Source organism: Petrotoga sibirica DSM 13575, from assembly GCF_002924625.1.
Taxonomy (GTDB): domain Bacteria; phylum Thermotogota; class Thermotogae; order Petrotogales; family Petrotogaceae; genus Petrotoga; species Petrotoga sibirica.
Genome location: NZ_JAHC01000007.1, coordinates 1 through 15,819 on the forward strand (window position 1 = coordinate 1; position 15,819 = coordinate 15,819).

Consider the following 15,819-nt stretch of genomic DNA (forward strand, 5'->3'; position numbering starts at 1 on the left):
GACATATCACCGATTAGCTTTAATGCAAAAAGTTAGCTACATGCATGTTACTATTTTAAGTAACTGTCAAACCACGTTGTAATTTCTTTTAATCTTCTTATTCGATGTTTTGGTTTTCCACTTCTACTTAACTCATGATTTTCTCCTCTAAACATAACCAATTTTGATTCTACACCGTTGTATTTGAGTGAAGTAAACATCTGCAATCCTTCAGCCAACCAGCAACGGTAATCTTCTTCCGAATGAATAAAAAGAGTTGGAGTTTTTACGTTATCTGCGTATTTCATAGGTGAGTGGAACCATAATTTTTCATAATCACTCCATGGTGTAGCTGCTTGTTGATCTTCAACGAAGTAGTAACCGATATCTGTAGTGCCAAACTTGGCAATCCAATTTGCTATACTTCTTTGAGAAGCAGCAGCCTTGAATCTATCAGTGTGTCCAATTATCCAGTTGGTCATGTAACCACCGTAAGAACCACCGGTTACCCCTATCCTACTTTCGTCTATGAAAGTGAATTTTTCCAACACTTTATCAACAAAGTTCATTATATCTTCATAGTCTATAGTTCCATACTTTCCTCTGATATCTGCAAACTCATCTCCTCTTCCATCACTTCCTCGGGGGTTGCAAAACATAACAACATAACCTTCGTTAGCCCAATACTGCATTTCATGGAAAAAAACATCTCCACCATAAACGGTTTTTGGACCACCATGAATATCTAGGATTGCAGGGTATTTTTTGTTCTCTTCAAAATTGACAGGTTTCATAACCCATCCTTCTATTTCTGTTTCACCTTTGCCGAGGAAGGTTAGCCTTTCTGGCTTAGATAATGTTTTTTCTTTTATTACCCATTCGTTGAAAGTAGTTAATTGTCTCTCTTCACTGTCTTCTAATTCGTATAGTTCTTGAAGTTTCACATCTCTCATCCCCACAAAGATGATATGGCCTTTAAATACATCAAAACCATCAACGGATCCGCCTTGTGTGGTTAATTTTTCCCTCTTACCTCTCTCATCTATTCTATTTATGAAAGAATTTCCATACTCTGTTGTTTCAAAATAAAGGTAATTGTTCTCCACTTTGAATTCGCTGTTAGAACCGTACCTACAATCAGAACCTACAGAACTCCATGTACTAAAATCAAAATCAGTTTGAATTTGTTTCACTTCTTTTGTTTGCAAATCCATCAAATAAAATTTGGGATTTTCATTGATTCCGTACTCTTTCATATTGGAACCTAAGAAGATTATTTTCTCTTTTAGAAAGTCTGCATAAACGTAATTGAAAGGGTCTTCATGTGTTAATTTCTCTAAACTTTCTTTTTTTAAGTCATATAAATAAAGATTGGATCTTATTTCCATTTTATTTTTAAAAGTGTTGGAAATAAACAGCATTAAATCTTTCTCTTTATTCAATTTAAAACCTTCTACGTTTGTCAATTCATCTGTTAATGGGATAATTTTCTTATCTTCTAACGTATAAATGTATAATCTATTTCTTTTCTTGTTGGTAAATCCCTTTCCATTCGACCAGAAAGGTATTTCATCTAAAACTTCGTAATCTTTTTCTTCTTTGAGCTTATCCAATTCCTTTTCTTTTTCTTCCTTTGAAAGTTTCTCCAAATTCTTATATTTCGGGTCGTAAATACCAGTTACAACAAACTTATCCTTAGATATAGGCTCGATATCTGATGCAAAGAACGGGAGTTCAAAATATTTTTGAGCCTCTCCCCCTTTGATGTTTATTATATAATAAATTGTAAAAGGTTCACCCTTTTCCTTCCTCTTTTTATCCTTTTCTTCTCTCACCGTTGAGAAGATGATATTCTCATCGTCCAACCAAACATAAGAGCTTTCTTGATTGAAAGTGGTAAGTTTGTTGATCGATTTGTTATCAACATTGTAAAGCCAAATATTTGAGAGATACTTATTCTCATCGACATCCATCTCAGATACAACAAAAGCTAAGTTTTTACCATTCGGTGAAAATTTAGTATTCGATATGAACTTGTACTTTGTAAAATCCTCTAAAGCTAATTTCTCCATTATTCTACCTCCTCACAAAATATAACTGTTACTGTTTTTAGAAACTCTAAAACTTACTTTTGTGCACCTTCGCCAAGTTTTCTACCCTGTTACCTTTTTAAAGTTAAACCCTAGTTTTCGATTTGATAGATCTTTGGTTGAGATATTTCCACAAAAGGATCGTGTTGAAATATTAAAGCTTTACTTTCCATACTTTCTTGCCTATCAATGTTATCTATACCTTCTGGCCCATAGGTAAGCTGATACAAAGAATAATTATAAGGTATACCTATTTCCTTCAATCTTTTAATATCTCTCAACCAATTTGGTTCTTCAACTGGGGCATCTGATGAAATGAAAAAAGGAACTTGTGATTTGTATAAATCATAAAATCTAAACGCATCTTTTACCCTTTCACCCAATCTATCTGCAATAAAAACTTTATCGGATTCAATGAATTGAGGTTGTATGTCTACAATAAGGTTATGTTTTTTAATCCTTTCTATTTGTTTAGATTTAAGCACAATAGCATGAATTATTCTATGCCTTAATTTGGGATTTACCATTTCAAAAACTCTTAAAATTTGTTCTATAGCCCCATCTCCTATAGCATGAGCAGCTAAATGAAGCCCATTATCTTCACAAAATTTAACGACCGCATTTAACTCCGTATCTTCCCATAATTCTTCCCCATACGTATCGTAATCGGTGTACTTATTAAGCAATAAAGCTGTTCGTGCACCTAACGAACCATCCAAATATATTTTAACACATTTAAATTCGTTAAAGTATCCTAGTTCATAATATTTTAAAAGCTCATTATAGCCCTTAACGGCAACCTTTTCATATACAAAAAAATCATTATCGTGTGTAAATGGTAACTCGTCTTGAGAAATACCATGTAAATCATCTGAATGAACAAAACCATACCCTTTTTCTTTTAAATACCTCTTTGAGGTTTCGTAATTATTTTTTACGTCAGTAAAAGGACCAAAAGTTTTATAAAATTTGTCAATCGCACCTTCTTTGATTTTTCCTTCTTCAAAATCCACGTAATTACTTGAATCTGAAAAGTCAATACTCTCCAAAACCTTTGAATTCACAACCGCAAAATGTCCGCATCTCCTAACCAGCATGATAGGGATTTCTCTGTTTATTGAATCTAAAAAATCTTTATCAGGAATAGCAAATTCTTCTGTCCAACCTCTCAAAACGATTTTATTTGGTCTTTTACTTACAATTTCTTCTATAACACTTTTAATTTCAGATAGCTTCTTTTTCTCCAAAGTTGGTTGAGAAAGCTTTTCTCCCAATCCCAATATATGTAAATGTGAATCCGTTATCAATGGAGTAACGAATAACTTTTTGTTGTGCTTAGTGCTTATAAATTTAAATTTACCATTTCTACCGAGTTTAAACAAAATTCACTATCCTCCTTTTTAGGTAACTGCTTTCCACCTTATTTCCAAATTTTACCATACACTTTTGTTTATTTTTTTAAATTAAGTGCAAGTTACAATTTTTAAGATTTATCGGCATAATTGACTATAACGATTAATAATTGACTAAGATCGTAAATAATCGCTTTTTATCAAGTTTGTTTTAATAAGTAATTGTTGATATAATGTTTTTGTGTGCACGATGCAAATAATGTTTTTGCCATTTTTATTAAGGTTTAAAAAAGGTGATCGAATTGATTCTTAAAAATGAAACTCAATTGAAAATATTGCGTGAAATATGGCTAAAGAAAAAAACAACTATGTTAGAAATTAGCAATAATTTACAAATAGATAGATCAAACGTATCTAGAAATCTAAAAACTTTGAGAAGTATAGGTTTAATTTATTATTCTAACAAAAAGGTAAAAAATAGTAAGCGGGGAAGAAAAACTTTGCAATTACAAATCAATTACTCTTTTGCATACAATATAGGGATCACCGTTACAGAAAATTTTTTTCTTGTTTTATTGATGGATCTGAATTTTAACGTAATCAGAAAAGAAACAATTTTCAAAGAAGTGAATGAAAAAACAATAGTCAATGATTTGATTAATTGCATTGAGATTTTTTCGGATTTTTTAGAGCAGGTTCTCTTCATAGCGATATCTTTTCCGGAACCGGTTGATGATGAAAAAGGGTTGATCTTATCTTCTGGTATTTTCCCTATAAAAGATATGTGTTTAAAGAATATATTGGAGGAACGAATAAACATTCCAGTTCATTTAGAAAATGACGCTAATGCAGGAGCTATCTATCACTATTATAAGAATAATGGTATTTATAGATTTATAAATTTCATGTTTTTAAGTTTTTATGTTAATAAAAAAAGTATTAATGCAATTCAAGGGAATGGAATAATAATTAACGGTGAGATTTATAAAGGAGCTCATAGTTTTGCCGGCGAAGCACCTGTAATTATTCCAATTTGGAAACAGAACGAAAAAGATTATATGGATATTTTAAAATTTCAACAGTATCTCAAAGATGAAAAAAAATCTCATATCTTGAAAGATTATATTGATATATATTCGAAAGCAGCTTCAATAATCATTAATTTTTTAGATTCTGAAATTTTTATATTTGGAGGGCATACAGAGATACTTCCACAATTTTTATTAAAATCCATGGTCAGTAAAACAAAAGAAAAAATTATAGATAATGAAAGAAGAAAGATAAAAATTGAAATCGATAACGATGGTTTAGAAAGCATAGCAAAAGGTTCTGCCATGTCCTTTATGAATAAGATTATGAACAATTATAACATGGCAAATAAGGTTTTCCTTAAGTTGAAAAAAACAACATTTTCTAATTTCTAATTACCCTTTTACTTTTTTTCATACTTTAAAAGTATTGCAAAGCGGTGGTTTTTCGTAGTGAAAAACTTGTAAAATCAAAAAAGGAGGTAAGTTAGAATGAAAAAGAAAGTATGGCTAGTAACGTTGGTTGTTCTGTTGGTGGGCATAGTTTTTTCTCAGGTCTTACCAACAATTCCAAGAAGCGAAACACTAATTGTGGATAATCTACATGGACGTGTTGGTAACCCTGGAAGTTTTAACTTATGGATACCAGGATCTCTCGCCGGTCATGGGCCTCAACAGGTATTGATGGATGCTCTATGGTATGTTGATCCACAAACAGGTGAATGGATAAACGCCTTAGCTGCCCAAGAACCTGTTTACAATGAAGATTTTACACAAATAACCATAAAACTGAGACAGGGACTTTATTGGAGTGATGGCGTTCCTTTCACCGCTGACGATGTAGTATTCACGGTAAAAAATATTGCAAGCCACCCGGGTATGAATTCAAGTGCCCAACTTCAAATGTACGTAAAAGACATTTACAAAACGGATGATTACACTGTAGTTATAGAACTTAATTCTCCCAATCCAAAAGCTCACAACATTTTTACTTCTTTAGTTTATGGGGCTCTTTTTATTCAGCCAAAACACATATGGGAGAAAGTAGAGAATCCATTAACCTTCACTTTCAACCCTCCCGTTTCAATAGGTCCATATGTACTTGATAGTTACGATCCTCAAGGGTACTGGTTCTTATTCAAAAAACGTGAGGATTGGCAAAGAACAAGCGTTGGTCAATTGTATGGAGAACCAAAACCTAACTATGTGCTCTTTATTTACTATGGTACCGATGACAGAAAAGTTGCGGCTCAAGCTCGACATGAATTGGACATGATTTTCGATTTAACCCCCGAAGCTTTCGAAGTCTTGAGGGAGAGAAACAAGTATTCCGTTGTATGGTACGAAGATTTCCCTTGGGCATGGATGGATGATGTTAACTCAAGAGGAATGTTTCTTAACAACGCTAGATATCCCTTAGATAACAAAGACGTCAGATGGGCGTTAACCTTGGCAATAAACATTGAAGATGTCATTATTTCGGGATATGCTGGAATAGAGAGAGTATCCGCTCTTCATTCTTGTCCTACTCAGTATTTCACTGAGATTTATTATGACCCTTTGGAGCCATGGCTCGAAAACTTCACACTGGATGATGGTTACAAACCTTATGATACAAACGTCGCTTATAGAATAGCAGATTGGGCTAAAGAATCGTACAATATTGAAGTGGAAGACCCCGAAGCAGTCTGGGGAATCGGCTGGTGGAAATATGATCCTCAAGAGGCAGAAAAGCTACTTTTGAATCTCGGGTTTTCAAAAGATAGAAATGGAAGATGGTTGCTACCAGATGGGACTCCATGGAAGATCAGCATTATTGCACCGGCTGATTTTGAGATAGATGCCACAAGATTAGCATTTGCAGTAGCTGATCAATGGAGAAATTTTGGTGTTCGGGTTAACGTAGAAACCTTAGAAGCAGGCCCATTATGGACAAGACAAGCTCTCGGTGATTACGATGTTGGCTCTTTCTGGGGTGGGATGTTAGCATCCTCAGGTATTCCCGATATTTGGACGTTTATCAATGGTTTTAAATCGGACTTCTACACTCCTTTAGGAACCGCAGTTACAACCCCAAATAATTATAGATGGAAGGTTCCCGATAGAGTAGATCAAATAATTGATGAGATGGGTGCTTCTTACTTTGCGGACCCGAAAGTTATGGAATTGGCAAAAGAGTTCTATAAAGTAGCTGTTGAAGAAATGCCAGTAATTCCAATGGTAATAAACAAAAAATTCAATGCCAATGATAACTATTATTGGACAAACTATCCAAATGCAAACAATCCTTATATGGCCAACGTTTCTTGGTGGGCTGAATTTAAGTTCATGTTGCCAAGACTTGAGCCAACTGGAAGAAAATAAACAATCTTGTATGAAACAAAAGCCCGCTCAATTGGGCGGGCTTTGCTATAAATTTTTCAAAAAAGGAGGACCTAAACTTTGAAAGTTTTAAAAACATACATTATTCCTCGATTAATTCAATATTTACTTGTAATATTCATAGGGATAACTATAACTTTTATTATTCCTAGATTAACTCCTATAGATCCAGTACAGTCCGCTATAAACAGATTAACGTCCTATGGTGGAGCTTATATGGAACCTGAGGCAGTTGCAAGTATGCAAAATACTTTAAAAGAATTGTATGGATTAGAGGGCGGGGTAGTTGAACAGTACTTTGCTTTTTGGAAACATCTCTTTACTTTTGACTTTGGCCCTTCCTTATCCATGTTTCCCACACTTGTTACCGAGATTATTGCCAATTCTCTACCATGGACTTTTTTCTTACTTTTCTTCTCTCTAATCATTTCCTGGATTATAGGAAATATTTTAGGAGGATTAGCCGGATATTTTAAAGAAAAAAAATGGTCAAACGTGTTGGCTGTAGTTGCGATGTCTATATATCCAATTCCATATTACGTTATGGCTTTAATTTTAGTTATTTTGTTTGTTTATATTTTTCCAATATTTCCAATGATGGGAGGATACAGTGTAGGAATTCAACCATCTTTTACTTGGTCATTTTTTTTGGATGTCTTAAGACATAGCATATTACCTGCAATTTCTTTGATTCTAGTAGGCATAGGTTGGTGGTTTTTAAGTATGAGATCAATGACATCCAACATAGTCGCAGAGGACTTTGTCACTTACGCAGAATTTGCGGGCTTACCCAAAAACAAGTTGTTATACAGTTATGTTATGAGAAATGGTGTATTACCACAAATAACTGCTTTAGCTCTTCAAATTGGTGGAATATTCAACGGGGCCATTATAACTGAAGTTGCCTTTTCTTACCCTGGAGTCGGCTCTTTGTTACAAAAATCAATCACCAACGGTGATTTCAATTTAATGATGGGGATATCTGTCCTCTCCATAATAGCAATAGCAACTGCATCGTTGATAATAGATTTAATTTACCCTTTGTTTGATCCAAGAATAAGGTATAGATGAGGTGATTATATGTTTGTAATAATAAAAGATCTCCTAAAAAGAGATAAAAAATTTTTGTTTGGATTTACTGTAATATCTATTTTGGTTTTCTTGGCTATTTTATCGGCATTTTCACCATACGATCCAAGGTCATGGAATGTTGTTCCAAAAGACAAATCACCCAGTTTTCAACACCTTTTAGGAACAAATTCGATGGGCCAAGATATATTCTGGAATACCACCCATGCTTTAAAAAATTCATTCATTTTAGGATTAACGACGGCATGCATTTCAACCATAATAGGCACCATAGTTGGATTAATAGCGGGTTACAGAGGAGGTATTTTGGATCGAATTCTAATGTCCATAAACGACAGTTTCATAGTTTTACCCTCTTTACCAATACTCGTATTCCTTTCTTTTTCTTTAAGAGAAAAAATGACTATCTTTGTTATGGGAGCTATACTTTCCATATTCTCCTGGCCTTGGGGGGGAAAACAAGTTAGGGCCCAAGTTCTAAGTTTAAGAGAAAGAGAGTTCACTTACACTTCTATATTTTCAGGGATGAACATGTGGAAGGTAGTTTTTAAAGAACATCTTCCTTTTGTGATACCCTGGGTGATAGCTAATTTTATTAACACGATTCTTTGGGCATTAGGAATGGAGATAACTTTGTCGGTCCTTGGATTGACTAGTCTAGAAACACCCACTATTGGCACAACTATCCATTGGGCAATGCAATATCAAGCAATTTTCAGAGGAATATGGTGGTGGATGTTAACGCCAATAATTTTATCAGTTATATTTTTTGTGGCATTATACATGCTTTCAGTTAGTATAAGCGAATTCTTGGATCCTCGAACCAGATTGCAAAGAATAAAAATGGGAGGCTAATATAGATGTCTTTACTTGAAATAAAAGATCTATCTGCTTATTATATTACCCATGTATTTGGTGTGAAAAGGGATGTAAAAGCGGTAGATAATCTGACCTTTTCAGTTGAAGAAAATGAGATCATGGGTTTAGCTGGTGAATCAGGTTGCGGAAAAAGCACCTTGCTAAAAGTTCTTTTATCTATGGTCAAACCTCCTTTGAAAGTCCTAAAAGGGGAAGTAAACTACTCATATGATAGTAAAAATTTCAATCTTTTGACCTTAGATGAAGAGAGATTAAGAAAGGTACAATGGGAAGACATATCTTATATTCCACAAGGTTCTATGAGCACGTTTAACCCTGTGAGAAAAATACGAAAAACCTTCGAAGATGTTATAAAAACACATAAAAAAAACTCTGATAAAGAAGTGTATGAAAAACTTATGGAAGAGCATTTAAAATATTTAGGACTACCTTTGGAGGTTTTAGATTCATATCCTCACCAACTTTCAGGAGGTATGAGACAAAGAACAACCATCGCACTTGCAACTATACTAGAACCGAAAGTTATATTTGCTGATGAACCTACAACCGCTTTGGATGTCGTAGTCCAAAGGGGTGTTATACAGATGCTTAAACAGCTTCATAGAGAGCATAGAAATACAATGGTAATGGTTACACATGATATGGCTGTGCACGCTAACGTTGCTGATAGGGTTGCTGTAATGTATGCTGGAAAGATAGTTGAAATTTCCAAAAAAGAGAAATTGTTTACAAACCCAAGTCACCCCTACTCTAAATTTCTCATAAACTCTCTTCCAAAGATAGGCGATAGAAGGCAAAGAGCAAGTGCACCTGGTAATCCTCCGTCTTTGGCTAACCCTCCTGAAGGATGCAGGTTTCATCCAAGATGTCCTTATGCCAAAGATATCTGTAAAAAATACGTACCAAAACTAATAGAAGATGAAAAAGGGCATTATGTTGCATGTTTCTTATTCTCCGATGAAGTAGAGGAAGGTGAGAACGTTGTCCAACAAACTACTTGAGGTTAAAGATTTGGAAAAAGTATTCCATTTAGGTGGAAGATTCTTTGGAACTAAATTAAAAGCTGTAAATAAGGTAAATTTTGATTTAGATGCTGAAAAACCTAAAATCCTAACTTTTGCCGGAGAGACAGGAAGTGGAAAAACAACTGTAGCCAGAATGATCCTGGGGCTTGAAACTCCTACTTCTGGGGAAGTTATATACAAAGGAAGGAATGTAACACACATCAAAAAAAGAAAAGAACTTATGGAATATATGAAAGACGTGCAACCCATCTTTCAAAATCCTTTTGAAACATTTAATCCTCTAAAAAAAGTGGATACGTATCTATTTGAAATGGCTGAAAATTATAAAATAGCAAAAACAAAAGAAGAGAAACAAAAGGCAGTAGAAGGATCACTTAACTCAGTCGGGTTGACACTAAAGGAGATTAGAGGAAGGTACCCCAACGAATTATCGGGGGGACAGTTGCAGAGAGTTTCTGTTGCCAGAGCTCTTGTAACAAGGCCTTCACTCCTAATAGCCGATGAGCCTGTTTCGATGGTCGATGCTTCTTTGAGAATGTCAATAGTGAATTTGTTTGCTGAGTTGAAAACAAAGTATAAAGTATCAGTTTTATACATAACTCATGATCTTGCAACCGCTTATTACATAAGTGATAGAATTGCCATAATGTTAAGGGGGGATGTGGTGGAATTTGGAGATATAGATAAAGTCATGCTTTCTCCTCTCCATCCATATACCCAAATACTCATAGAGTCTGTTCCTCAACCAGACCCAGAAGGAACATGGAAAGAAGATATAAAATTATCTTCTTTAGAAATCAAAGAATTTTCAAGATTAGGCTGTAAGTTCTATGAGAGATGCCCATTTTCAATGAAAATTTGTAAAGATGTAGAGCCTCCATATGTTTTTAAAGATGGGAGAGAAGTGAAATGCCATCTTTACTCTGAAGAAATTGAACACATTGAAAAGTCTGAAGAAACTGTAAACTAAGTGAAATTTAGGAACAGTGGGCATTGAAAAAAATAAAGGCGTTAAATTTCGGCGCCTTTATTTTTAGAATCTATATATGAACAGGTATTTGGTAGGTTGAAATTTTTGAAGAAATATTAATTCACTTTGAGAAAATAGCTAAATATCCTAGATTAGCAAAGCGGTATTTGATATCTTCGAACCTCATTTCGTTAATTATAATGTTTGATATCAATCTTTGAAAAGGTAGCCAGGTAATATGATCGATGGGGACCGTCATCCTTCTTGGCCTTCCTAAGTTTTCCCATAGAACCCTTCTTGTGTTTTTGGGTAAGGTTTTATCAAAAGCTGCTTCTAAGAATGTTACCTTTTCTCTATTTAAAAATTTGGCATAAGCTGCAGGATCAACTTTCATCAATGGATGTATATTCGAATTTAAAAACTCTTGAATGCTTTTAAATTTTCCTACATTTCTTAAATCTTCTTGAAAGGTTTTTATTAGCCTTTCTCTATCGTTTAAATAAAGTATGTTGTCTTTCTTTTTAAGTAATTCCCTTCTTGTAAATTCCAATGTAGGCGATTCCCATACAAGTTCAGCCATGTTTCCACCACTGGCTATAATGAAATTATGCTTAATCTCAGAATTTAAAGAGTTAACGATAACAGATACCATACCCCCAAGGCAGTATCCTATCATGAAGTTTCGTTCATGCCAAAGTTCGTTTGCCTTCAAAAAATCTATGATACTTAATACATCAACAACCGCATGTTCCCATGTGTTCAAGGTTGTATAAATATCGGCAGAAAAATAATTTTTGCCGCTCATCGATCCATTTGATGTTCTAGTATAATTGTCTGGTAATATTGGCACTACAGCCCTTATACCTAATTTGGAAAAATATCGTCCCATTTTTAAGATATAGGTAATATTTTTGGTTCCTAAACCATGAAGTATTAAAACTACACCCAAAGTTTTCCCTTTAGGCTCAAAAAGAAAAATTTCATTAGTTTCTGTGCCTTTTTTATTAAATTTGTATAAGGAATGAAATTTTATCAATGATTCTCTATAATTTCTGCCTTTATTTATGAAGGACTGAGTAAACTCAATATTTTGTTTTGCATAACTAAAATCTATTTTAAAATTCCTTTGTGTCATATGTTCATCTCCCCATTTTTGTAGATCTCTATTTCTATACCGCTTTTTTCTCTAATGTATTATCAGTTTCTGTATTTTGAAATACTTTTCTAATGAAACTCACCGTTTTTTCAACAAATTTCTGAGTTAAAATATCTTTTAATTCGAATTCAAAAGAATGCTTCCCTTTGGGATGAATTAACAAAGTAGAAGGTACCCCACATTCTTTTATCTTCTTATTTAACTTTATGGAAGTCATCACAGGAACAGTATCATCTTTTTTCCCATGCACTAGCAATGCTGGAATCATTCTTTCAGATATATAATTTATAGGTGAATATAACTTATATTCTTCAAATTTTCTTTTAGGAGTGCCTTTCATTGTTGCTGTAACTGCGAACTGCGCAAAAAGCGAATCAACTTGCTTACTCCACAGATCTAGAAGGTCTGAAGGGGCATACCAAGCTACCACTCCTTTTATCCCCTTCGTTTTTTCTAAATGATTATAGTAAGAGTGATATGCTGCATAGTAAAGGGTCAATGTTCCCCCTGCTGACGTTCCCATCAACACGATATTTTCTTTGTCTAAATCCAGCTCTTCACTATGATCTTTTATATAATTTAAGGCATCGTTGTAATCCTCTATCAATTCTTCATATTTGTTGAAATAACCATACCTGTAATCTATCGCAACAACGGCGAATCCTCTACTCGCTAAAAATTTGGCCCATGCGGTAACGCTTGATAACTTCCTACTTCCCGTTATCCAACCTCCACCATGAGCAAAAAAAACTACGGGATATTTGCTTTTTACCTTAGCAGGATAGTATAAATCTAATTTCAAAGGTATCTTATCTTTTTTATACTCTACAGTAATTGTATCCGAATAAGAGCCTTTCTTAACTTCCAACGGAAGATTCCCAAATACAGATTTCTTAATTGTTTTTACGTTTAACAGAATTATTAGAAAAAAAGTTATTAAAGCATTCCAAAAAAAGAGAAAAAACAAAAGAATTATCCCAAAAATCTTAAAGATTTTTTTATACTCATTTTTGTCAGAAACTTCTTTCTTCACCTTTTCGCTAATTATTCAAATCACTCCAATAGAGTTTTATGGTTTGTTCGTCCTAATTTTTTCTCTGTTTATCACAAAAATATCAGATTCTGAATAATAATTAGTAAAAAAAACATATTTTTTGTCCAGTGTATATGTTGGATAGAAACAGTCATTTGTCAACATGCCCGATAGATTAATCTTTTCTCCTTTATTGTATTCATATATACTGAAATATGTCCCATTAAACTCAGAGAATACAAGTAACTCTGAACCATTTGACCAATTATCGGTTTGATTATTTGGTTGTGATATTAACGGTGAAATATTGTTTTCCTCGTCAACAAAATAAACATTCATATTCGCCGTTTGATGGCGCACACCATAAAAACTGATTTTGTTACCATCCCATTTGGTGGGTCTAAATTTCATAAGATCCTTTGACTCTGTTAATTTCTCAAGTTTATCGTAATATAAATCGTATACCCAAACTTCCGTCCACTGGCCACCATCTTCATCCATAGTGAATAGAACCAAGGTGTTGTCATAAAAATATGGTGAATAAGCATTCTTATCGCGGGGACTTATTCTTTGAATCTGCTGAGTTTTTAAATTGTACAATACAACATCCCATTTACCAAACAATGTCGTTTGGAAAGCTAAATACTCATTGTTTGGAGAAACATCTGGAAAATATTCAGCAGAATACTCCAAATGAATCTTCTCTTCTGTTCTTTCTTTAAAGTCAAAAATATAAATTTCCCTATTTCCAATATATCTATCACTTACAAAATATAATTTGTTATTTTGAAAAATAGGGTATTCATCTACCCCTTTCCAAAAAGTGATCTGTAAAACGTCCCAATTTTCTCCATACAAAAATCTTTGAAAAGATAATGTTTCCAGAGCTTTTACGGCAAACTTTTCTACCCAATCAGCAGTTTCACCAGATTCTTCTGAGTAGGAAAAACCCCCACCAGTAAAGTATCCAAAAGCAATTGTGATATTTTCCTTGGTATTTGTAAATATGTTCATTGTAACGTCATACTCACTAATATTTATTGAGTTAGACATTGCATCTTTTATGTTTACATTATACATATAACTTCCAATACTTTTTATTTTTTCTGCAACTTGCTTTGTAATCCATGTATTATCGTTTAAATTTATAATCATATTATCTTTTGATAGATTTGCAGAAAAAGAGCCCAACGTAATGAGAACAAATGTAGAGACCAAAAGTATTTTTTTTATCATATCTTTTCTCACCTTATAAATTTTCTGCAATTTTCCTGAAATGATAGCCGTAAATTGAAAGAGAAATCATCTTTGGCAACGCTTTAGGTATTTTAAATAAGCTCCAAAAAAGCGTTCCCCAATATTGTTTTCTTTCTTTACCAATAATTCCTAAAATAATAATAGATTTAATAAAAGCGATCATTTCTTGGAAGCCTATTTTGGCCTTTGAGAATCCCGGTACCTTATAATTAGACAAAAATTTTTTCAAACGATCATAATAGTTTTTGGGCTGATAAAGCTTAGCAACAAGATTTTTGTAATTTTTGACAAGAAATTCCAAATTCATCTTTGGAATAATATTCGTATTGATATCCACATTGTTTCCACTTATTTCTCCCCGTAACCTATTTTCCTTGAGTAATCTTGAATATAATTCACTTCCCCTTGGGGCATTCAAAATTCCAACCATGGCGGTAACTATGCCGTTTTTTTGTATAAAATCAAATTGACTATCGAAAATTGTGGGTTTATCGCTATCAAAACCGACAATAAAGCCTCCTTGAATTTCAAAACCAAAACTTTGAATTTTTTTTATAGATTCTTCAAGATCTTGTTTAATATTTTGATACTTGTTAGCTTCTCTTAAACTATCCGGATCAGGGGTTTCTAAACCAATAAAAACTCTGTCAAAGCCTGCTTTGAACATCAAATTCATGAGTTCATCATCATTAGAAAAATCTATAGAAACTTCGGTATAGAAAGAAAATGGGTAATCATGAGTTTTTTGCCACTCAATTATCGAGGGTAATATTTCTTTTTTTAATTTCGATTTATTTGAGATAAAATTATCGTCTACAAAGAAAACTGAACGTCTCCAACCTGCATCATATAAAGATTGAAGTTCTTGGTTCAACTGTAGACTTGTTTTGGTTCTGGGTTTTCTACCATTCAAAGCCGCAATATCACAAAATTCACAGTTATATGGACAACCTCTGGAATACTGAATACTCATAGATCCGTACCATTTGAGATTTAACAAGTCCCACCTTGGAACAGGTGTAGCTTCGATATTACAAAAATTAGGTTTCGCATAATATCTTTTTAACTTATTTCTATTGATATCTTTAACAAGCTCATCCATCAATTCTTCTGCTTCTCCGAGAACAAAATGGTCCACAGTTTTTTGAAAGGTGTCGGGTTCCATTGTAAAAAGAGGGCCACCAGCAACTATGGGTTTACCAAATTCTTTACATTGTTTGACCACATTTATTGCAGACTCTCTTTGAACAGCCATGGCGCTTATAAAAACATAATCTGAATTTAGTATATCCTCTTTTTTTAATTTTTCACAATTCATATCCACCAACTTAACGTTCCATTCTTTTGGTAGATAAGAAGCTATTGTAATCAAACCCAAAGGTGGCAAAGCGGCACGTTTGAAAATAAATTTCAGGGCATGTTTAAAACTCCAAAATGTTTCGGGATAAGCAGGATAAACCAAAAGTATGTCCATAGTTAGCCCTCCTTCTAGGTGCTTTGTTGCAACGGGTCCAACGAGCATTTATAATTTAATTATACCACACTTTTCAATTTTAAATTTTAAATTTTAAAAGTGAAA

At 33.6% G+C, this 15,819-nt stretch carries 12 protein-coding genes; 6 read left to right on the forward strand and 6 right to left on the reverse strand.

The window, feature by feature from the left end:
• Positions 1-50: 50 nt before the first annotated feature.
• On the reverse strand, positions 51-2,051 hold the full coding sequence (locus tag AA80_RS01660; protein WP_103876137.1) for a S9 family peptidase: 2,001 nt from the start codon (positions 2,049-2,051) through the stop codon (positions 51-53).
• Positions 2,052-2,161: 110 nt separating this feature from the next.
• Positions 2,162-3,451, reverse strand: a complete 1,290-nt coding sequence (locus AA80_RS01665; RefSeq protein WP_158248350.1) for an amidohydrolase family protein — start codon at positions 3,449-3,451, stop codon at positions 2,162-2,164.
• Positions 3,452-3,714: 263 nt separating this feature from the next.
• On the opposite strand from AA80_RS01665, the gene AA80_RS01670 reads away from it, so the two are divergent.
• The 6 genes from AA80_RS01670 to AA80_RS01695 all read left to right on the forward strand — a co-directional run bounded on the left by AA80_RS01670 (position 3,715) and on the right by AA80_RS01695 (position 10,794).
• Positions 3,715-4,845, forward strand: a complete 1,131-nt coding sequence (locus AA80_RS01670) for an ROK family transcriptional regulator (protein ID WP_103876139.1) — start codon at positions 3,715-3,717, stop codon at positions 4,843-4,845.
• Positions 4,846-4,941: 96 nt separating this feature from the next.
• Entirely contained in the window at positions 4,942-6,813 is a 1,872-nt protein-coding gene (locus AA80_RS01675; RefSeq protein WP_103876140.1) for an ABC transporter substrate-binding protein, read from the forward strand.
• A gap of 78 nt (positions 6,814-6,891) precedes the next feature.
• The gene (locus tag AA80_RS01680) at positions 6,892-7,902 is read left to right on the forward strand and encodes an ABC transporter permease (protein WP_103876141.1); all 1,011 of its coding nucleotides are present in this window, start codon (positions 6,892-6,894) and stop codon (positions 7,900-7,902) included.
• A gap of 9 nt (positions 7,903-7,911) precedes the next feature.
• A complete protein-coding gene (locus AA80_RS01685; protein ID WP_103876142.1) occupies positions 7,912-8,775 on the forward strand; it encodes an ABC transporter permease in 864 nt (287 codons plus the stop codon).
• Positions 8,776-8,780: 5 nt separating this feature from the next.
• Positions 8,781-9,800, forward strand: coding sequence for an ABC transporter ATP-binding protein (locus AA80_RS01690; protein ID WP_103876143.1), 1,020 nt, complete (start codon positions 8,781-8,783; stop codon positions 9,798-9,800).
• Entirely contained in the window at positions 9,781-10,794 is a 1,014-nt protein-coding gene (locus AA80_RS01695; RefSeq protein ID WP_103876144.1) for an ABC transporter ATP-binding protein, read from the forward strand. Before AA80_RS01690 ends, AA80_RS01695 begins: the two co-directional genes overlap by 20 nt.
• 121 nt (positions 10,795-10,915) lie before the next feature.
• On the opposite strand, the gene AA80_RS01700 is transcribed toward AA80_RS01695, so the two are convergent.
• The 4 genes from AA80_RS01700 to AA80_RS01715 all read right to left on the reverse strand — a co-directional run bounded on the left by AA80_RS01700 (position 10,916) and on the right by AA80_RS01715 (position 15,714).
• Positions 10,916-11,929 carry a dienelactone hydrolase family protein gene (locus tag AA80_RS01700; RefSeq protein ID WP_103876145.1) on the reverse strand — a complete coding sequence of 338 codons (1,014 nt, stop codon included), beginning with the start codon at positions 11,927-11,929 and terminating at the stop codon, positions 10,916-10,918.
• A 34-nt stretch (positions 11,930-11,963) separates the two neighbouring features.
• Positions 11,964-12,818, reverse strand: coding sequence for an alpha/beta hydrolase (locus tag AA80_RS01705; protein WP_233186782.1), 855 nt, complete (start codon positions 12,816-12,818; stop codon positions 11,964-11,966).
• Between the two features lie 201 nt (positions 12,819-13,019).
• Positions 13,020-14,219 (reverse strand): TolB family protein, encoded by a 1,200-nt coding sequence (locus AA80_RS01710; protein ID WP_103876147.1) that lies wholly within the window; start codon positions 14,217-14,219, stop codon positions 13,020-13,022.
• Between the two features lie 13 nt (positions 14,220-14,232).
• On the reverse strand, positions 14,233-15,714 hold the full coding sequence (locus AA80_RS01715) for a B12-binding domain-containing radical SAM protein (RefSeq protein ID WP_103876148.1): 1,482 nt from the start codon (positions 15,712-15,714) through the stop codon (positions 14,233-14,235).
• Positions 15,715-15,819: the final 105 nt, after the last annotated feature.